This is a genomic window from Enterococcus florum (genome assembly GCF_004309355.1).
Classification (GTDB): domain Bacteria; phylum Bacillota; class Bacilli; order Lactobacillales; family Enterococcaceae; genus Enterococcus_A; species Enterococcus_A florum.
In genome coordinates, this window is record NZ_BJCC01000004.1 from 1 (window position 1) to 19,754 (window position 19,754).

At 42.8% G+C, this 19,754-nt stretch carries 22 protein-coding genes and 1 other annotated feature; of the genes, 16 read left to right on the forward strand and 6 right to left on the reverse strand.

Annotated elements, in window-relative coordinates; translation table 11 throughout:
• Positions 1-204 precede the first annotated feature (204 nt).
• The 11 genes from yidA to NRIC_RS02075 all read left to right on the forward strand — a co-directional run bounded on the left by yidA (position 205) and on the right by NRIC_RS02075 (position 11,164).
• Positions 205-1,026 (forward strand): sugar-phosphatase, encoded by an 822-nt coding sequence (yidA, locus tag NRIC_RS02030; protein ID WP_146621034.1) that lies wholly within the window; start codon positions 205-207, stop codon positions 1,024-1,026.
• 32 nt (positions 1,027-1,058) lie between these two features.
• Positions 1,059-2,150 (forward strand): NADH-dependent flavin oxidoreductase, encoded by a 1,092-nt coding sequence (locus NRIC_RS02035; RefSeq protein ID WP_146621035.1) that lies wholly within the window; start codon positions 1,059-1,061, stop codon positions 2,148-2,150.
• A 67-nt stretch (positions 2,151-2,217) separates the two neighbouring features.
• Positions 2,218-2,446: a binding site (T-box leader), on the forward strand.
• A 323-nt stretch (positions 2,447-2,769) separates the two neighbouring features.
• Complete coding sequence (gene trpE / locus NRIC_RS02040; protein WP_146621036.1) at positions 2,770-4,131, forward strand: anthranilate synthase component I; 1,362 nt, start codon at positions 2,770-2,772, stop codon at positions 4,129-4,131.
• Positions 4,128-4,706, forward strand: a complete 579-nt coding sequence (locus tag NRIC_RS02045; RefSeq protein WP_146621037.1) for an anthranilate synthase component II — start codon at positions 4,128-4,130, stop codon at positions 4,704-4,706. The genes trpE and NRIC_RS02045 overlap by 4 nt, the downstream gene beginning before the upstream one ends.
• On the forward strand, positions 4,690-5,703 hold the full coding sequence (gene trpD, locus NRIC_RS02050) for an anthranilate phosphoribosyltransferase (protein WP_146621038.1): 1,014 nt from the start codon (positions 4,690-4,692) through the stop codon (positions 5,701-5,703). The genes NRIC_RS02045 and trpD overlap by 17 nt, the downstream gene beginning before the upstream one ends.
• The gene (gene trpC, locus NRIC_RS02055; RefSeq protein WP_146621039.1) at positions 5,703-6,461 is read left to right on the forward strand and encodes an indole-3-glycerol phosphate synthase TrpC; all 759 of its coding nucleotides are present in this window, start codon (positions 5,703-5,705) and stop codon (positions 6,459-6,461) included. Before trpD ends, trpC begins: the two co-directional genes overlap by 1 nt.
• On the forward strand, positions 6,458-7,075 hold the full coding sequence (locus tag NRIC_RS02060; protein ID WP_146621040.1) for a phosphoribosylanthranilate isomerase: 618 nt from the start codon (positions 6,458-6,460) through the stop codon (positions 7,073-7,075). Before trpC ends, NRIC_RS02060 begins: the two co-directional genes overlap by 4 nt.
• Entirely contained in the window at positions 7,053-8,246 is a 1,194-nt protein-coding gene (gene trpB, locus NRIC_RS02065) for a tryptophan synthase subunit beta (RefSeq protein ID WP_146621041.1), read from the forward strand. Before NRIC_RS02060 ends, trpB begins: the two co-directional genes overlap by 23 nt.
• The gene (gene trpA / locus NRIC_RS02070) at positions 8,243-9,028 is read left to right on the forward strand and encodes a tryptophan synthase subunit alpha (protein WP_146621042.1); all 786 of its coding nucleotides are present in this window, start codon (positions 8,243-8,245) and stop codon (positions 9,026-9,028) included. Before trpB ends, trpA begins: the two co-directional genes overlap by 4 nt.
• A gap of 178 nt (positions 9,029-9,206) precedes the next feature.
• Entirely contained in the window at positions 9,207-9,359 is a 153-nt protein-coding gene (locus NRIC_RS19185; protein WP_175579976.1) for a hypothetical protein, read from the forward strand.
• Between the two features lie 401 nt (positions 9,360-9,760).
• Positions 9,761-11,164 (forward strand): C69 family dipeptidase, encoded by a 1,404-nt coding sequence (locus NRIC_RS02075; RefSeq protein WP_146621043.1) that lies wholly within the window; start codon positions 9,761-9,763, stop codon positions 11,162-11,164.
• A gap of 54 nt (positions 11,165-11,218) precedes the next feature.
• Here NRIC_RS02075 and NRIC_RS02080 read toward each other — a convergent pair whose 3' ends face one another.
• Positions 11,219-11,974, reverse strand: coding sequence for a GNAT family N-acetyltransferase (locus tag NRIC_RS02080; RefSeq protein ID WP_146621044.1), 756 nt, complete (start codon positions 11,972-11,974; stop codon positions 11,219-11,221).
• Positions 11,975-12,120: 146 nt separating this feature from the next.
• Here NRIC_RS02080 and NRIC_RS02085 point away from each other — a divergent pair, with 146 nt between their 5' ends.
• Positions 12,121-13,113 carry a LacI family DNA-binding transcriptional regulator gene (locus tag NRIC_RS02085; RefSeq protein WP_146621045.1) on the forward strand — a complete coding sequence of 331 codons (993 nt, stop codon included), beginning with the start codon at positions 12,121-12,123 and terminating at the stop codon, positions 13,111-13,113.
• 67 nt (positions 13,114-13,180) lie between these two features.
• Here NRIC_RS02085 and NRIC_RS02090 read toward each other — a convergent pair whose 3' ends face one another.
• Both NRIC_RS02090 and NRIC_RS02095 read right to left on the reverse strand, forming a co-directional pair.
• Complete coding sequence (locus tag NRIC_RS02090) at positions 13,181-13,480, reverse strand: YtxH domain-containing protein (protein ID WP_146621046.1); 300 nt, start codon at positions 13,478-13,480, stop codon at positions 13,181-13,183.
• Between the two features lie 140 nt (positions 13,481-13,620).
• Complete coding sequence (locus tag NRIC_RS02095; RefSeq protein WP_146621047.1) at positions 13,621-14,808, reverse strand: aminotransferase-like domain-containing protein; 1,188 nt, start codon at positions 14,806-14,808, stop codon at positions 13,621-13,623.
• Positions 14,809-15,022: 214 nt separating this feature from the next.
• On the opposite strand from NRIC_RS02095, the gene NRIC_RS02100 reads away from it, so the two are divergent.
• Entirely contained in the window at positions 15,023-15,214 is a 192-nt protein-coding gene (locus NRIC_RS02100; RefSeq protein WP_146621048.1) for a DUF6440 family protein, read from the forward strand.
• Positions 15,215-15,273: 59 nt separating this feature from the next.
• Here the strand turns inward: NRIC_RS02100 and NRIC_RS02105 are convergent, their stop codons facing one another.
• Complete coding sequence (locus NRIC_RS02105; protein WP_146621049.1) at positions 15,274-16,284, reverse strand: C45 family autoproteolytic acyltransferase/hydrolase; 1,011 nt, start codon at positions 16,282-16,284, stop codon at positions 15,274-15,276.
• Between the two features lie 172 nt (positions 16,285-16,456).
• Here NRIC_RS02105 and NRIC_RS02110 point away from each other — a divergent pair, with 172 nt between their 5' ends.
• The gene (locus NRIC_RS02110) at positions 16,457-17,365 is read left to right on the forward strand and encodes a DUF2268 domain-containing putative Zn-dependent protease (protein WP_146621050.1); all 909 of its coding nucleotides are present in this window, start codon (positions 16,457-16,459) and stop codon (positions 17,363-17,365) included.
• A 178-nt stretch (positions 17,366-17,543) separates the two neighbouring features.
• Here the strand turns inward: NRIC_RS02110 and NRIC_RS02115 are convergent, their stop codons facing one another.
• Entirely contained in the window at positions 17,544-17,978 is a 435-nt protein-coding gene (locus tag NRIC_RS02115; RefSeq protein WP_307720534.1) for a DUF1697 domain-containing protein, read from the reverse strand.
• Positions 17,979-18,006: 28 nt separating this feature from the next.
• On the reverse strand, positions 18,007-18,303 hold the full coding sequence (locus NRIC_RS02120) for a GFA family protein (RefSeq protein ID WP_265416094.1): 297 nt from the start codon (positions 18,301-18,303) through the stop codon (positions 18,007-18,009).
• Between the two features lie 257 nt (positions 18,304-18,560).
• On the opposite strand from NRIC_RS02120, the gene NRIC_RS02125 reads away from it, so the two are divergent.
• Positions 18,561-19,331 (forward strand): DeoR/GlpR family DNA-binding transcription regulator, encoded by a 771-nt coding sequence (locus NRIC_RS02125; protein WP_146621051.1) that lies wholly within the window; start codon positions 18,561-18,563, stop codon positions 19,329-19,331.
• Positions 19,332-19,466: 135 nt separating this feature from the next.
• Positions 19,467-19,745, forward strand: coding sequence for a PTS galactitol transporter subunit IIB (gene gatB, locus NRIC_RS02130; RefSeq protein WP_146621052.1), 279 nt, complete (start codon positions 19,467-19,469; stop codon positions 19,743-19,745).
• The last annotated feature ends 9 nt before the right edge of the window (positions 19,746-19,754 follow it).

A 19,754-nucleotide genomic window follows, 5' to 3' on the forward strand; every position in this document is an offset into this window, starting at 1 on the left:
TAAAAGAAAAAACTGTAGACAGCATCCATAAAATGGACTTTGTCTACAGTCTGAAACAGCTCGTCATGAGCTGTTTTTTTGTGAAACCATTTCCGAATCGATTTCATTTGTCCGTTCACTTGATTTTTTAAATCAGAATTCAAATAGCTGATTTATTGACTAAAAAAACGTATACTAGGAAACAGTACTTTTAAGGAGGAAGCTATGACGATCAAATTAGTAGCCATTGACATGGATGGCACTTTATTAAACGAGCAAGGAATGATTACCGACGCAGTTGCCGAGACAATTAAAAGAGCTCGAAAGCAAGGCGTTTATATTGTTTTATGTACAGGGCGGCCCTTGATGGGTGTGTTGAATTACCTGACTGATTTAGAGCTGGTCACATTGGATGATTTTGTGATCTCCTACAACGGAAGCCTCGTTCTCAACTCGAAATCAGGAGAAGTGATCTCAGAGTATGGCTTGAGTCGTCAAGATTATTTGGCAATTGACACATTGGCCCGGCAGTTGAATGTCCACCTGCACACTGTCAGTCGTGAGGCTATTTATACCTCGAATCGCGACATTAGTCGGTATACAGTCAATGAGGCTTTCCTAGTTGACATGCCTTTGAAATATCGGACACCCGAAGAGATCGCAGAACAAATTTCTGTGACCAAAATGATGATGATCGATGAGCCGGAAATCTTGGCAGACGCAATTGGTAAGATTCCACAGCATTATTTTGAACAATACACATTAGTGACAAGTGCTCCCTATTACTTAGAAGTTTTGAATAGAGAGGCTTCTAAAGGCGCTGCATTAAGAGAATTAGCCGCATATCTGTCGATCAATGCATCAGAGATTATGGCAATCGGAGATGCTCAAAATGACTTGTCAATGATCGAATACGCAGGGCTGGGTATAGCGATGGGCAATGCCACTGAAGAAATCAAAGCTGCTGCAGACCACATTGTAGCCAGCAATGCCGAAGACGGCGTAAAGGAAGCTATCGATCGTTGGGCGATGGGGAACGTTCTTTAAGCCATTCGATAACTAAGTACAAGGAGGCAGCAATGGAAAAATTAATGAAACCCGTCACGATTAAGGGTCTTACCTTAAAAAATCCAATCATCATGGCGCCAATGACTACCAAAATGAGTTTTTTTGATGGGATCGTGACACAAGATGAGATTGAATATTATGCGATGCGTTCAGGCCAAGTTGGTGCTGTGATCACGGGTGCAGCCAATGTTGAGCTCGATGGAAAAGGCTGGGAGGGGGAATTAGGTGTTTATGAGGACCGATTTATCCCTAAGCTAAGTAAACTAGCCGCTGCAATCAAGCGAAATGGTACCAAAGCAATTTTACAAATTTTTCATGGCGGACGGATGACCAATAGTCAAATTTTACGTGGAGCCCAACCTGTTTCTGCTAGTGCAGTTGCTGCAGAGCGGCCGAATGCTGAAGTTCCTCGCGCACTGGAAAGTCATGAGATCTTGCGTTTGATCCAAAGCTTTAAACAGGCAACCCAGCGAGCAATCGCGGCAGGATTTGATGGGGTCGAACTGCATGGGGCGAACACCTATTTGTTGCAACAATTCTTCTCTCCACATTCTAATCGCAGAGAAGATCAATGGGGTGGAAGTCTTGAAAACCGCTTCGCATTTATAAGAGAAGTCGTTGAGGCAACCACTTCTGTCGTCGATCGCGAAGATTTCATTGTTGGGTATCGTTTTTCTCCCGAAGAACTTGAGACCCCAGGAATCCGTTTTGAAGACACGCTGTTTTTAGTTGATCAATTGTCAGCTATGAAAATTGATTATCTGCACATTTCATTGAATCAATTTGATAAAAAGTCCCAGGATGAACACTATCAGGAACGTTCAATGATGGCCTATATTCACGAAAAAATTGACGGACGTGTGCCATTGATCGGTGTCGGCGGAGTCCAAACTAAAGATCAAGCAGAAGCACTTTTGGAGCATGCAGAAGCGGCCGCCTTGGGGAAAATCCTGCTGACTGAACCAAACTGGTACGCAAAGGTGACCAACGATGAGGAAAATCTTGTACGTCACGACCTTTCACGTTTTGATCAAGAAGAATTGCGTATTGGCAGCGGAGTGTGGGGCTTTTTAGAGAGCATGATGCCAAAACGTCTGCATTAGAAAATTATTAAGTTTATTTCATAAACCTATTGACACTTCTTCAAACTAAGTGTAGTATGTTAAAAAAATACATGTCATACAAAAGAGTAGTAACAGGATTTCTCCTTTTCAGAGAGCTGATGGTGCTGAGAATCAGTAAGGAAAATGGTGTGAATGGACTTTTGGACTGAGATTTTGAAAGCAAGTAGGGATCTCCGGGTACTCCCGTTACAGAGAAAGGCTGTTGCTAGACAGCTGATCGAGAGATGCTTTTTAAGCATATATTGAGGTGGCACCGTGGATTAACCGCCCTCAAACTGGACATTCGTCTGGTTTGAGGGCTTTTTTTATTTATTGAAATCAAAAACAAGAGAAGTAGTTTGGAAATGGAAAAGATACAGAAAGCTTCCAGTGATGAGAATGAAGCACTTTTCACCAAATGAATGGACTTGTTGGAGCATCCTTGAACAACAGTAGGGGATGACGGGTACTCCCGTTACAGAGGAAGATCGTTGCTAGACGGTCGAGAGAGATATACTTTTATCGAAGTATGTGTTGAGGTGGTACCGTGCGAAATGCGCCCTCAAGCTGGATGACCCTGTCCAGTTTGAGGGCTTTTTTCTTTGGAAAGGATGAAAAAATGAAAATCGTTAAACAATTAAGTGCAGACTGTGTTACCCCGGTTTCCTTGTATTTTCGGCTAAGCGGAGAATCGAAATGTTTGTTGGAGAGCATTCCTCGTGATTCTGAAAGCAATCGCTATTCTCTTTTGGCATTTGATCCAGTCCACCATATTCAGTTTATGGATGGGGAATTTCAAATCGATCACCATCGTTACACCTGTGAGGACCCCTTAAAAGAACTAGAAAAATATGTACTAAAGGATGAACGTATTGAGGGATTGCCTTTTGAAGGCGGTGCAATCGGGTATGTAGGATATGATATCGCTGCTATGTATGAGGAGTTAGGGAGGATTCCTGAGGATGTATTAGGCTTGCCAGACATGCAGTTTTACTTATTTGAAACGTTTGTAATCTATGACCATCAAAAACAGACGTTAAGTATTGTTGCCAGCGATCTTTACAGTCAATGTGGAAAAACTCAGTTAGACCGACGCATCCAGAGGATCGAAACGGAAATCTTCCAATTACAGGCAGCAGAAAATCAGCCCTTAGAACCAATTAAACTCACATTTACCAGTAATTTTACTCAGGATGAGTACGAAGCAATCGTGGAAAGAGCCAAACAGTATATTCGTGAGGGGGACTTGTTTCAAGTCGTCCCTTCACAACGATTGACGGCTGATTTCCCCGTGGACCCTTTCCAGTATTATCGTCATTTGAGGGTTACTAATCCCTCCGCCTATTTGTACTTTCTTCCTTTTTCGGATGTGACCGTAATCGGCAGCTCTCCAGAGAGCTTAGTGCGAGTGAAGGGAAATACCGTAACGACCAATCCGATCGCAGGAACCCGCAGAAGGGGAACAAACGAAATCGAAGACGATCATTTAGCAGAGGAATTGCTGGCAGATGAAAAAGAAATCGCCGAGCATCAAATGCTGATCGATCTTGGCCGGAATGATATTGGCAAAGTCTCCGAGATTGGGAGTGTACATGTTCCTTTGTTCATGACGATCGAACGATATCGCTTTGTGATGCACATCGTATCATTGGTCGAAGGAAAGCTAAGAAAGGATCAAACAGCGATGGACGCCTTGAAAGCCACCTTACCGGCGGGGACAGTCAGTGGTGCTCCTAAGATTCGCGCGATGACTCGAATTTACGAGTGGGAACCAGTCAAACGTTCCATTTATGCAGGTGCTGTCGGATATCTGTCTTGTGATAATCAAGCCGATTTTGCGATCGCGATCCGGACAATGGTCGTCAAAGATCAACAAGCGCATGTACAGGCTGGAGGAGGCGTCGTCTACGATTCAAATCCAACCAGTGAATACCAAGAAACGCTGCAAAAAGCCAAAGCCTTATTGGAGGTAGGAAAATGATTTTATTGATCGATAATTATGATTCATTTACGTATAACCTGGTGCATCAATTTGAGAGTGACCAACTAGTCGTTGCTCGAAACGATGATCCTGAACTGTTTGAACTGGCAGAACAGGCTGCCGGCATCGTCTTGTCTCCTGGGCCTGGAAAACCAGCAGATGCTGGACTGATGGAAGAAGTGATCCGCCGCTTTTACCGAGACAAGCCGATTCTGGGAATTTGTTTAGGCCATCAGGCGATCGGCGAGGTATTCGGCGGTAAGATCGTTTCAGCTCCTACCATCATGCACGGCAAGCGTTCGACAATCTTTTTTAAAACAAAGGGCTGCTTTAAGGAAATCCAGACCCCTTTAGAGGTGATGCGTTACCATTCCCTGATGATTGCCAAGGAGAGCTTTCCAGTTGAACTGGAGATCATCGCTGAATGCGACGACTGCATCATGGCATTGCAACACAAAAAATACCCCGTTTACGGGCTGCAGTTTCATCCAGAATCGATTGGTACCGAAAAAGGACAGCAGCTGATCGATCAATTTGTAAAGGAAGTAGGGAAAAAACATGCAAACACTATTTGAAAAAGTCTACCAGGGACAAGATTTAACAACTGATGAAATGACGACTATTTCTACAAATATTTTTGAAGGAAAATTGAGCGATACACAAATCAGTGCGTTGTTGATTGCCTTGAAGTTAAAAGGGGTAACTTCTGAAGAATTGACTGGTTTAGCCACCATTATGCAGGGAAAAGCAGAGAAAATGTTAACTCCTCCTAAAGGTGTGATGGACAATTGCGGCACTGGCGGTGACCATTGCAACAGTTTTAACATCAGCACAACAGCAGCTTTTGTTTTAGCTGGCGGTGGAATTCCAATGGCTAAGCATGGCAATCGGAGTATTTCAAGTCGTTCAGGCAGTGCGGACGTACTGGAAACGTTAGGTATTAGCTTAACGGTTTCACCAGAAAAAATCGACTATTTATTGCGAGAAGTCGGCATCGCCTTCTTGTTCTCGCCAGCGATGCACCCAGCTATGAAATACGTGATGGGTATTCGCCGAGACTTAGCAACTCCTACCATTTTTAATTTAATTGGACCAATCATCAATCCGTACCGATTGGATAACCAATTGATGGGGACCTTCGCAGGTGATTCTTTGATGGAAACAGCCGAAACCTTAGGAAAAATGGGCCGGGAAAAAGCCATTGTAGTTCATGGTGCCCATGGCATGGATGAAGCCAATTTAGCTGGAATCACTAATTGTGCGATTTATCATGAGGGCAACGTATCCAGCTTCTCCTTTGCACCAGAAGAATACGGCTTTAGGCGGGCACCTTTAGAGGCAATTGTTGGCGGAGAAGCGCTGCAAAACCGCGACATTTTATTGTCGGTTTTACGCAATGAACAATCTGTTTACTATGACACGATTTTATTAAATGCCGGCTTAGGTTTTTTAGCTAGCGGCAAAGTGGGCACTTTGGAAGCTGGAATTGCCGAAGCGAAACAATCCTTAGCTTCTGGAGCGGCAATGGATTGTTTACAAAAATTAGCACAAGAACAAAAGGCGGTGGCTTAATGGATTTTCTAGCAACGATTTTAGAGAAAAAAGCTGAAGAGGTAGCCCTGCTGCCAGAGCTGAAAGTACAAATAGAAACCCAGCGTCCATCGTTTTATCAAACAGTTAAGAATGCACCCGAAACGGTGCACTTAATCGGTGAAATCAAACGAGCTTCTCCTTCCAAGGGAGATATCAAAACAGACGTAGATATTTTGGCACAGGCTAAGGCGTATGAAGCTGGAGGTGTTAGTGCCATTTCAGTATTGACGGATGAAGTTTTTTTCAAGGGAACAATTGAAGATCTGAAAGAGGTTGCACAGGTGGTAAAGCTGCCGATTTTGTGCAAGGACTTTATCATCGATGAACGCCAATTGGTCCGTGCGAAAAACGCTGGAGCGAGTATTGTCTTACTGATTGTTGCAGCCTTAACAGAAGAACGCTTATCGGAGTTGTATCAGACAGCCAAATCACTTGGCTTAGAAGTGTTAGTGGAAACCCATAACCAACAGGAACTGGATGCGGCTCATCGGATCGACGCTCAAATCATCGGTGTGAACAATCGCGATTTAACTACCTTTGAAGTAATGATTGCTACGAGTGAGGCTTTGGCCCAACCGGAAAATGAACGAGTATACATTAGCGAATCTGGTTTTAAGACTGGTGAAGATGTTCAACGAATTGCTAAAGACTATCAAGCCGTTTTAGTAGGAGAAACGTTGATGCGCTCAGACAATATTGCAGAAAAAATCAAGGAATTGCGAGTGAAACGGACATGACCCGAATTAAAATTTGCGGATTGTCCACTCAAGAGGCAGTGGAAACCGTAGTAAATAGCGGGGCCGATTATTTAGGCTTTGTTTTTGCCAAAAGCCCCCGGCAGGTGACAGCAGAACTAGTAAAGAAAATCACTACAAACGTGCCAGCGGAGATGAAAAAAGTTGGCGTCTTCGTTTCACCTAGTCGTGATGAGGTAGAGACAGCTATTCAAGCTGCTGGTTTGGATCTGGTACAAATTCATGGCGAACCGCTAACCGAGGCGGTAAGTGTTCCGATCATTCGGGCCGTCAGCATTCGTAAATCGCAGACCTTGCCTGAAGCGGGAATTGAAGACTACTTATTATTGGATGCACCACCGACAAAATATATGGGGGGCAATGGGGAAGTTTTTGATTGGCAGGCGGTCAATCCGACTGAGCTGCCACAAGATAAGTTGTTTGTCGCCGGCGGTTTAACACCAGAAAATGTTGCAGCAGCCATTCAATACTTCAATCCCTTAGCAGTTGATGTCTCTAGCGGCGTTGAAACCAACGGAAAAAAGGACTACAAAAAGATAACTGCCTTTTGCCAAGCAGTGAAGGAGGAAACACATGTATCAGCAACCAACCACTAAAGGATTTTACGGAGAATTTGGCGGGCAATTTGTGCCTGAAACCTTAATGTACGCCGTGCAGGAATTAACCGAAACCTATGAAAGCTCTAAAACCGATCCTGAGTTTCAAAAGGAATTGGCGTATTATCTAGCTCAATATGTCGGTAGAGAAAATCCTTTGTATTTCGCGGAGCGTCTGACTGAGAAATTAGGCGGAGCCAAAATTTACTTGAAACGGGAAGATTTGAACCACACGGGTGCTCACAAAATCAACAACGCCATCGGCCAGGTCTTACTGGCTAAACGCATGGGGAAAAATAAAATCGTTGCCGAAACGGGCGCTGGACAGCATGGGGTTGCCACCGCAACCGCGGCTGCTTTATTTGGTATGGAATGTATTGTTTTTATGGGAGAAGTCGATGTCAAACGACAAGAGTTGAATGTCTTTCGCATGGAGCTTTTGGGGGCGAAGGTAGAAAGTGTAGTCTCTGGCAGTAAAACTCTGAAGGATGCCGTAAACGAGGCGTTAAGATATTGGGTATCCAATGTAGAAGACACCCACTACGTCATGGGTTCTGTTTTAGGTCCCCATCCTTTTCCGGAAATTGTGCGGGATTATCAGAGTGTGATCGGTAACGAAGCCCGCCGCCAGATTTTGGAGGCAGAAGAAAAATTGCCGGATGTGGCAATGGCCTGTGTCGGTGGCGGCAGTAACGCGATGGGATTATTTTATCCTTTTGTGGAAGATGAGGGTGTTCGCTTAATTGGTGTAGAAGCAGCTGGAAAAGGCGTTCATACCGATGAACATGCTGCTCCCATTACTCAAGGTGATATCGGAGTATTGCACGGCGCTCGGATGCACTTGCTGCAAGATGAGGATGGCCAAGTGATTGAAGCTTATTCTATCTCAGCTGGGTTGGATTACCCTGGGGTAGGACCAGAGCATTCCTATTTGTCCAGCATTAAGCGGGCAGAATATGTTACGGTTGATGACGAAGAAGCAGTAGAAGCTTTCCATTTATTGTCACGTGTAGAGGGCATTATACCAGCTTTAGAAAGCTCGCATGCCATTGCGCATGTGATGAAGCTGGCACCGCAAATGGAGAAAGATCAACTCATCGTCCTGTGCTTATCAGGTCGCGGGGACAAAGATGTTCAGCAAATCAAAGATCGGATGGAGGCAGCAAAATGAAAACCTTAACCACCTATTTATGCAAAAAGGCAGAGAAGCAAAAGCTGTTTGTTCCTTATATTATGGCTGGGGCACAGGGACTTGGTGCATTGACAGAAGAAATCACGATGCTGGCGAAAAACGGCGCTGCTGCGATTGAGCTGGGGGTTCCTTTTTCCGACCCAGTAGCAGATGGGCCGATTATCCAAGAAGCTGGGTTGAGAGCATTAGAACGAAAAGTGACGTTAAAAAAAATAATCGAGCGTTTGCAGAACTTTGATTCGCCCGTTCCATTGATTTTGATGGGGTATACGAATTCCTTTTTCCACTATGGATTAGAAAAGTTAGCTGAGGATTTAGCAAATACGGATGTTAAAGGTTTTATCATTCCCGATTTGCCGTATGAGCATCGTGATTTGGTATTGCCGGTTTTTGATCAAGCTGATTTGGCATTGCTTCAGCTGATTTCTCTGACTAGTCCTAAAGAAAGGATCAAAACCTTGCTTCAGGCAGCAGAAGGGTTTGTTTATGCAGTGACCATCAACGGGACAACAGGCACCGGGAAAAATTACCGAGATAACTTGGATGAGCACCTTGCTGCGATCACAGCAGAAAGCAAAATTCCTGTATTGGCGGGATTCGGCGTCTCTGAGCGAAGCCACGTAGAACGCTTTAACGCATGCTGCGACGGTGTTGTAGTTGGGTCAAAAATTGTTCAAAGTTTATATGAAGAGGGGATAAAGGAGACTGGAAAATTTGTGGCTTCCCTAACGACCCCAATGAAGCAAGCAGACGCGGTGTAAATGAAGACTGACCATTATGGACGGACGAGGCTGTGACAGTGATGTCACAGTCTCTTTTTGTGCAGTGGTCAATTGAAATTGTGCCATTTAGGACTGAAATCAGACTGTTTTGGAAAGAATACACGATTTCGACAAATGACAGGTACAATAAAAGAAAAAAGCAAAGGAGAAAATCAAAATGAAATTCAAGCTCATCATTATTTACTCAATTAGGGACTACAACAAGAACAAAGAAAAAGATGGACACTTCCCTCATGACGGCGTTGTCATCAATGCATTAATCAACGCAAATAATGGTACCAATTGTGTCGCAGTAGGATTTGAAAACTAGAAAGCTTGAAAGAAATTGCTGGAAAAGTGTGGGATGTACTGATAAAAATGGATTCAAAGTGAAAAGTAGCAGGTTTTGCTTATGACAGCCGGGTAAACTACAGTTCATACAAACGACAGTAAAACGGTCTATTAAACATCTTACGTATCTTCAATCATGTGATCCGCCCCTCTTGACAAGGCAAAAAACAGTTGCTTTTGTCAGGAGGGTGTTTGCGGAGAAGCCTATGCAAAAATTCAAACTAAATTTATCATTGTCTCTTTATGTAGCGAACAAAACATTTTTTACTAATACTACATTAACTTTCAAAAATTTCATTAAAAGTTAAAACCAACTATCACTTTGCTCTTCATTTTGTTGGTGCTATAGTAGAGAAAGAACGATAGAAGGAGTGTCTCAGCATGAAAAGAAGAACAGGTTCTTGTACGACGATCTTAGTGGGAAAACAAGCCTCGATGGACGGATCAACGATTATCGCCAGGAATGATGATGGCCATGAAGCTTTGGATCCTCAGCGTTTTGTCGTAGTGACTCCAGAAAAACAACCGAAGCAGTATCAATCTGTAATCAGTCAGGTTTCGATTGAATTACCAGAGGATCCGTTGCAATACACCTCGATGCCTAACGCAATTTTAACTGAAGGCATTTGGCCTGCGGCGGGGATTAACAGTGCAAACGTCGCAATGTCTGCTACAGAAACCATTACCACGAACCCTCGAATTTTAGGCCTTGATCCTTATGTGGAAAACGGTATTGGAGAGGAGGATCTGGTTACTTTGGTTTTACCTTATATTCACAGTGCCAAAGAAGGAGTTAAAAGGTTAGGAATGTTGCTGGAAACATATGGTACCTATGAGTCAAACGGCATCGCCTTTTCTGATCAGGAGGAAGTGTGGTGGCTAGAGACGATCGGCGGACACCATTGGGCTGCAATCCGTATTCCAGACGATGCGTATGTTGTGGCGCCAAATCGGATGAATATCGATGCATACAGCTTCGATTCTGAAGATACTCTGTATTCAAAGGATCTGCCTGAAATGATCGAGACCTATCACCTGAATCCAGATTATGACGGAATCAACCTGCGGCATATTTTTGGGAGTGCTACGAGTAAGGATACAGTCTATAATAATCCACGGGCGTGGTACGGACAAAAATACTTCACTCCTGAGATGATCCAAGACCCAATGGATCAAAACCTGCCTTTTATCTGCTATGCGAATCGAAAAATCTCGATTGAAGATATCAAATGGGTCTTGAGTTCTCACTTTGAGAATACAGTTTTTGATCCTTATGGAAACGGCACCGAAGAGCAAAAGAAATTGTTTCGTCCAATTGGCATTAACCGCAACCACAATGTGCACATTTTGCAGCTGCGAAATGATGTTCCTGCGGAAATCGCTGGTATCCATTGGTTGGCTTATGGTGCCAACACCTTTAACGCAGTCGTCCCCTTCTATGCCAATGTTGCGGATACACCCGCAAGCTACCGAGACGCTGACGGAACCTTCGATCTAACGAAAATGTACTGGCTCAGTTGTACAACGGCTTTGCTCGGTGACAGCAACTATAGCATGTATGCAGATTTTCGTAATACCTTCGAGCTGCAGGCGATGGCGGCATTTCGTGAGATTCAGATCAAAACGGATCGGGAGGCGATGCAGCAGGCAAATATCCAAGCATTTTTGGAAAAAGCCAATGCACAGCTCGCCGAGATTTCGTTGCAGCGTGCGACTAAATTGCTAGGCGATATGGTTATCTACGGGTCAAATCATATGAAATTGCGCTATAACTTAAACGACTAAAGCAAACAGCCAGGCTGAGGATTTCGGCCTGGCTGCTTTTATGTCGAACAATCATCAATCAGTATGTTTTTCTAAAAACTTCTTCAACTGCCCTTCGTTCATCATGTGGACTGTTTGGAATTTTCCTTTATAATAAATTGCCCAGTTGTTAAAGATACCAGGCAGTGCTTTGGCTTTCTCCAAACTATCGACCGGAATGGTGGTTAAAGGGATTGCATTGGCTTCACAATAAGCCGTCACTTCCTTCAGTCCGTTCGGGATAAAAGGGCATTGCATGCCATAAAAAATCGTCAATTCTTGGTTATTGATTTTTTGGTTGTGCGCACTTTCGGCAAACTGAGGGGTGGTGCCATCGAAAGACAAGGCCAGCAGCTCATAATCTCCGTCCAATGTATCTACTGTTACGAAGCCATATTTTGCCATAAATTGTTTATCCGTTAGAAAAGGTGTTTTCTTTTTTGAGCTGATGACACAAACGCCTGATTTGTTGCGAGCCTTGGCATCCTCAATGCAATCGTTCACTAAGTTTTTGGCATGTCCTTGACCTTTGAATTTTCCGGAGACCCAAAGACAGTAAATATAGATATAATTTTCACCGATAACAGGAACCCATGCACTTTCTAAAGGTGCATATTCAATAAAAACCTTGCCATTTTCGTTCAGCTTTCGAAAAACATGTCCTTCTTGGATTCGTTCTGCTAACCAAGCACGTTTCACATCCACGCCCTGTTGATGCTTTTGTCCGGCGATCGCACAGCATAGATGCTCCTTTTTGATCGTTTCATCAGTTAATGTGAGATAATTGCTCATAAGAAAACCCTCTTTTTGCTTTTCATTTTATCATGAGGAGAAGTCTTTTAGTAGGCCATACTTAACTAAACTTTGTATGAAGGAGAGGACACACACCCTGGGACATGGTATGATGAGTAAAATGATTCAGACAGGAATGACGATGGATGAAAGTGACGATCAAGGAAATTGCTGAGCTTTCAGGGGTTTCGGTGACGACTGTTTCTCAAATCATGAACAATAAAGGTGGAAGATTCAGTGAAAAAACCAGAAACAAAGTCCTGAAGGTCATTGAGGAAAATGAGTATGCGCCAAATTATTTTGCTTCAAACATCATTTTGAAAAAATCAAAAACCATTGGTGTGATCGCACCTTCTGCCTCGGAACAATTTACCAGCGGGATTTTGAAAGTATTGCGTGATGCGTTGCAGAAGAGCGGCTACTATCTGATTATTTGCGAGTCCGATCACCAGCAGGAAAGAGAAACAGCCTTATTGAAAAAGCTGAATCAGTTAGGTGTTGAGGCAATCGTTTTTTTCACAGCCAATCGGTATTCTCAGGAAGTGATTCAGCAGGGAAAATATCTAAAAACCCCAGTTTTGTTTGTAGACCGAGGCTTAAATCAAGGATACTATGGCTCGATCTTAGTGCAGGAAGAGGCTGGTGCGTATCAAGCTACGCAATGGCTGATTCAAAGAGGCAATCAGCGAATTGCTATTTTGACTGACAATGCCACGACCTATCAATTGAACGAGCGCTTTTTAGGTTATCAACGAGCGTTGGAGGAAGCGGGGATTTCATTTTCGGAAGAACTGGTATGTAAGATTCCTCTGACGATCGAAGGGGGCTATACAGGTACAGAACAGTTGATGCAGATGCCTTCTGCAGCTACCGCGATTTTTTGTGTTGACGACATGGTGGCTCTAGGCTGTTATCAAGCGGTCTATGATCTAGGGAAACGATTGTATCAAGAGATAGACATCGTTGGATTTGATGGGGGAGAGATCACTGATCTTGTTCGCCCAAGAATTCGGACGGTTCGGCAACCCTTGACTCAGTTTGGCATCCTCTTGGCAGAAAAAATCAAAAAGGTCACCCAATACCCAAATGAACGGATCGGGGATGTTTTATTGGATACGGTATTCGAAGAGCAGCCTTAAAACTCACTTCTAATAAACCCTCACCGGAAACAGCCGTTTATGTTCTGTTTCCGGTGAGGGTTAGTTTTTATTCAAAGGCAGTTCTTAGATCCTTTGAAAGATTTTTCAATTCTGATTTACTTTCTTCACGAGCTTCAATCAGGTCTTTTTTGATTGATTGTTTGCTACGGTTAAGGCCTTCTCGACTATTTTTCAGTTCTTCTTTGAGGTCCTCTTTGTCTGACTTCAACTCCTGCTTCAATGCAACCATCTCACTGCGAACCTCAGTCTTCCAAATTGGTTGAAACGCATAACGATTGACTACCATCAAACTTAGACAGGCTAGCCCCAACAACAAAACCGTAATATCTAACGCATTCTTTCTCATCCCCGAATCCTCCTTGGTTATTTATCTACCGAATCGTTTCTACTCATTTATCATAAAAGAGTTTTCCATAGATAGCGTCCAACTTGAGACCTATTTTCTTCTAGGCAATAGGACTTGATCTCAAAGGAGTGGGGAAACAGTTAATTCTGGATGACTTCTCGAATAGCTTCTCCAAGACGCTTCATTCCTAAGTCGATTTGTTCTGCTGGCATATTGGAATAATTGAGACGGAAGGTTCCGGGAACGATCTCCTGACAATAAAAGGGTTCTCCTGGAACAAAGGCCACATTGTTTTGAATACAACGATCAAAAAGGTCCTGCGTACTGTCAATACCGGGAACTTCGATCCAAATAAACATACCGCCTTCAGGCCGGCTGTAGGAAACAGTTTTGGGAAAATACTTTTTGATAGCTTGCATCATTACATCTTTTCGTTCTTTATACAATGCTGTGATCTTTGCGATGTGCTCAGCAATATCGTTGTTTTCAAAGAAGGCTGCAACGATGTATTGCGAAAGGATATCAGAATGTAGATCTGCGGATTGTTTCAGTCGTTTATAGTTGCTGATCAATTCTGACGGTGCGATCACCCAGCCTAAACGCAATCCTGGAGCGAGAATTTTGGAAAACGTACTAGTGTAAATGACATGGTCAGTTTCGTCGAATGATTGGATCGCAGGCAGTGGTGTGCCTTCAAAACGAACGGCACCATAAGGGTTGTCCTCCAATACAAGAACATCGTATTGTTGCGCCAGCTGCGCTATTTTTCTCCGGCGTTCCAATGACAAGGTACGTCCGGTAGGATTCTGAAAATTCGGGATCGTATAGATCAACTTTGCTTTCGGATTGGCTTGCAGCGCAGCTTCTAATTGATCCATCTTCATCCCATCTTCGTCCATTTCTATGCCGACCAGGTGTGCGCCATAGGACTTAAAAACATCGATCGCACAAAGATAGGTTGGTTTTTCTACAATCACGGTATCTCCTGAATCAAGAAATAACTTAGCTGTAAGATCCAATACCTGCTGAGAACCAGTCGTAATCAAAATTTGCTCCTCGTTGGTAGTGATGTCATCGAGGGTAGCTCGTGCTGCCACCACTTTGCGAAGTTCAGGAATTCCTTGAGATCCACCGTATTGCAGGGCGGTCATGCCTTTAGCTTGAAAGACTTGATTCACTGCCGTTTGAATTTCTTTTACCGGAAACAACTCTGGTGCAGGAAGTCCTCCAGCAAAAGAAATAATCTTCGGATCAGCTGCCGCTTTCAAGATTTCTCCTACGGCATCTGTATCTGTGTTCGGCGTTTTTGACGAATAACGATAGTTCATTGGATCCTCTCCCTTCAAAAATAAAAAAATGATTATAAAAGATAGTATAGTCTAACTTCCGTTTTTAATATAGGCTTTTTTGTTCTTTGATAAAAGTCGTTACCTGCATTTCAAGATATCTATTTTAAACGATAACGTTACCGTAGAAAAAGCGATTCGTTTGTAGTAAGATTTTTATAGAAGATGTCAGACAATAAAAAATGGAGGGATAACGATGGCAAAAGAAAAACGTTTCGTAAGGATTTATTCTCAAGGAGTCACTGATATGGTTACTATTTTGGTTGATCGAGAAACGGGTGTGAACTACCTGGCTACAAAAATGGGGTATGCAGGAGGATTAACCCCTTTGCTGGATAAAAACGGGGAACCTGTGATTACACCGATCAATCAGATTCCTGAAGAGTAACAGAAGATTTCAATGAAACAAGCCTCTCTTATTTTTTAGGTAAGAGAGGCTTGTTTTGCTTATGAAAATCCTTTATCTTGTTGGAATTCGTTTCGTGAAGGATTGCCTGCACTTCGAAAGATTTCAGAAGATTGCAGATCATAAACACAGGACCAGACGGTATCTTTCCCTGTTGAGCGATCATATTCACACATAAAGCCAAACTTGCCAGACAACAGCTCCTGCGATTGTTTCAGATCAATCGTTTCAAGATTTTCTGACAGATAGTGAGTCATCGTATGGTAACGTTCTTCTGCGAACCAGGTATCCTCAGGAAGACGATTGAATGTCTTCATCTCTGGTAGATTAAACATATTTGTGGCGATCAAACAGTCTTGTTCTTTTTCTAGTCGGCGAATCGCCATTTTATCAGGACTAAGCTCTACTAAGATTCCTTGTTGCTGTGCATCACCGATCACTAACGTACCAGAACCGACATGAGGGATCTGCGTGATCAACACTATGGCATCATCCACTGACTTGCAGCGCTCCAAAACGAGGCGAAGCAGCATTCCGACGTTGATTCCTGGCTGGACCTTATAGGGTGCGACAGAGGTCAGCGCGATCGCTAAGCCGTATTGATTGATGCCATCCTCCATTTCTACAAAAGCAGTAGTGTTGCCTAAAAAGTCGTAGTGTCCAGCATCATCAAAAGAATAGCGGATGTTCATACATCGTTCTTCCGTTATTGTCAGGAAATCACTGTTGCGGCCTAAGAAAACCCCCGATTTATTTCGTACAAGAAAACTAGAACAGTGGGGTTCTTCGGGCATAAGGCAGTACATCCCAAAAAGAACGGACTGCAATCTTTTCACTGAAATCTCTTGTCCGTCAGCAATTCCTTGAATCTCGGCTAAAATATCGGGGCAAAACCTTTGATAAAATGGCAAACAGGTCTCAACAAATTGTCTTCGTTCCTCGGTCTCTTGAAAAGGGACACTTTCCATCAGGTGTATCTTGTTTTGTTTTAACATCCTTCCCCATTTTTGCCCAATGGTGTAATGGTTTCCTTGAAATTGTAATTGCTGCATCTTTTTCCTCCTAATTTGTATTAGGATGTCGACGTCCTTGAAGTCAGTCTAACGGAATAAAAAATGAGATGCAATCAAATAAAATGAGAACTTTTTTCAATTTTTTTCTTTTTAGCTTGTTGACTTTCACGCGACGTAACCCTTTAAACTAGAGAAAAAGGAGGGGAAGAAAATGGATTCAATCAATTTAAAAATCATAGATAGCTTGTCGTTTTATAAGAGATGTATAAAACAAGGATGCACAGAAGATGAGTTTCGCTATGCACTTATGAAGCCTGTAGAGACGATGTGGAAATACCTTAATGCACCTTTGCAGGCAACTATTCCAGGCGGCTATGATGTAGTGATGGCTTCCGAGATGTTGGGTATTTGGACACCGCGAAAATCCGTCGATTTAATCGAGCCGCACATCACCAATTTAGAAGCCACTGGTATTTTTTCGAAGGCTTCTGACGTTATTCGTGAAGGTGTCCAGCGGTTTGCAGCTATCGGCTATCAAATACCGTTGACTGAGATCGTACTTAATATTTTATTGGGAGATTCAGAAAATGGTATTTTGATGGCTAGTCAGGGCTACAGCGGATTCGCGGGTATTCCTGGCTATATCGTGCTGTTAGTCGTGCCAAATGCGTTTAACCAAACAAGATTAGAGTCTGCATTGGCCCATGAATTCAATCACAATGTCCGGTTCAGTTATCAGCCCTTTCATCACGGTGATATCACCGTCGAAGAATATTTAGTAATCGAAGGATTGGCTGAGGTTTTTGCGGAGGAGTTGTTTGGGATCGAAAAACGAGGACCATGGGTACAGGATTATGACCAGGAAGAGATGGCCTACACGATTGAAGTAATGAAGGATGGCCGATCCGCTAAAGGATTTGACCAAGTATCTGCCTATATGTATGGAGACGAAGTGGCTCGTGAACAAGGGTATCATCCAGTTGGACTTTCACGAAATGCAGGCTACACGATCGGTTATCACTTGGTAAAAGCCTATTTAAGAAATACTGGTCATACCATTGAACAAGCAACTCTTACACCAAGCGAAGTAATTGTGAAGGAGTCAAAATTATTCGAGTAATTGACTTAATTCAAGACATCAGTTCAAGACATCAGTTCAAGAAGATCTGATGTCTTGGATTTTACAGGTATCAATCAAATCGACATAGCCTTTTTATCGTATTGGCATTGCGAATCGTAACATGTGGGTTCACAGAGGAGCTGGCAATCTTTGACCAGCGAGCCCTAGAAAAGGTTTCTCATGGAGCGGACCAAAAGAAGATTTCCTCGCAGCGTGCGATTTTTTCATAGTCTGGTTTTATATCACCAATAACCTCCATGACCTGTGATGCTTGCATAGGCGGGATCACAAAAATGACGTAGTGGATCGTATCGTGTGCAACGTCCCACCACTCTGGTGTGGTATCCACTAAACCCTGAAGTTTTTTCAATGAAAGAACCATCACAGGAAGCTCTAACCCAAAATGCTCAGAGATCGCAGTCTGACAAAGCGAGATCAGCTGCGGTACATCGTCGCTCTCACTTGAAAAAATAAGATAGCCGCTATTGATGTACGTAGATACGTCAGAAAAGCCAAGCTCTTCAAATAGTGCTTTAAGCTGCGGCATAGCTAGTTTATTTTTTCCGCCTACATTTATCCAGCGTAGCAAAGCTACATATCTTTTCAGTTGGATCCGCTCCTTTTTAAAGGTTTATTTCCTATCAAGTACTATTCATTTTTTTCGTTTGATTTGCAAAATCATAATAGGCCGGCTTGCGATCGTAAAAAAGCTGCAGGCCAAAGTGGGCATCTTGAATAATCTCAGGGAAAAGTTCTGCATTTAAACAATAGTGATCCCTTTGCAAATGATGCCAAAAAAGATAGGTACCGCAAACAGCATAGAAAGCCCGCTCCATCCCTTCGCTGGAAAAGTAGGTGGTTACTGAGGCTGAGTCAAGTTCAACTATCACGTTTTCGCTAACTTCGGGATCGACTGCCATAACAGGACCTGCGTTCATTTTTCGACACATGTGACAATGACAGCTGTATACAAAATTCCCATATTTTTTACCGCCAGATGATGTTTTCCACGCAAACAAGTTCCAGTAATCGTATCCATACAAACCTCCACGTTTTTCCTTTATCATACCATTGACATTGATCTACTGAATATAGCGAAATATTGGAATCTCCCACTTCATTTCTTAAAATGCCAAATTTGATGTGGTATGATAGAGAAGAGAAAAGACAGAGAAAGTTTGCAAAGGAGAAGCCTATGAATTCGGAAGCCAGAAGAGATCTGATCATTAAGGAATTAGAGGAAAATCATACCGTTAAAATTTTAGAATTGAGTCAACAGTTGAAGGTAACTCGTGAAACGATCCGCAAAGATCTTTACTATTTAGAGAAAAAAGGTCTTATTAAAAAGGTTCACGGAGGAGCTGTTTTAGAGATAAGCAATCAGGAGACCGATTATGAAAAACGCAAAAGCGAATTTCACGATGAAAAGCAGACGATCGCCAAACGAGCAGCTGCCTATATTGAAGAAGGAGATACAGTCTACTTGGATTATGGAACGACAACCTTGGCACTTGCCAAAGAAATTGCAAAGATGAAAAATATTACCGTCGTAACGAACACTATCCCAATCGTCAATCTGCTTTTGAAAAATAAATCGATCCAACTGATTATGCCTGGGGGAATCGTCAGGAACAATGAATCTTCTTTATATGGTCCTTTTGCTTCTAACAATATCAAGGAGATCTATGTTTCAATCGGCTTTTTTGGATGCAGCGGCATTGATTTGGAACGAGGGCTGACTTCGCACCATACAGGAGAAAACGTTGTTTCCAAAGAGATGATCGAACACAGTCAAACAACGATCATCCTCGCGGATCATAGTAAATTTGGAACAGTGGCCTTTAATAAGACCGCGTCTTTTGATCAAATCGACATCGTAATCACCGATCGATCTAGAAGTAAAGATGAACAACAGCAATTTGCGCAACAAGGGGTGGAACTTATCGACCATCATATAGAAGAATGAAAATAAGCAGTGCGCAATTTGCGCACTTTTTTGCGTTAAGTTTGCTAAATGCAAAGTTTTTAGTTGCAAAAGCCAAAAAATGTGTTATTATAATGTTAACGGTTACAGAGAATAAGACAGAAAGCAGGAACGGTGATGAAAAAAGTGATTGTAGCATGTGGCGGAGCAGTAGCAACGTCAACAGTGGCCGCCAATAAGATTCGCGAATTGGCGAAAAGAGAAGGAATTCCAGTCGAAGTCAGTCAGTGCAGAGTAAACGAGTTGGAATCCAAAAAGGATGGCATTGATCTGATTGTCACAACCGCAAAAGTAAAAAAGGATTATGGCGTACCAGTAATACACGGAGTAGCCTTTGTTTCAGGGGTAAACATTGAAGCAACAGAACAAAAGATTTTGGATGTACTGAAACAATAAGCGGAGGAG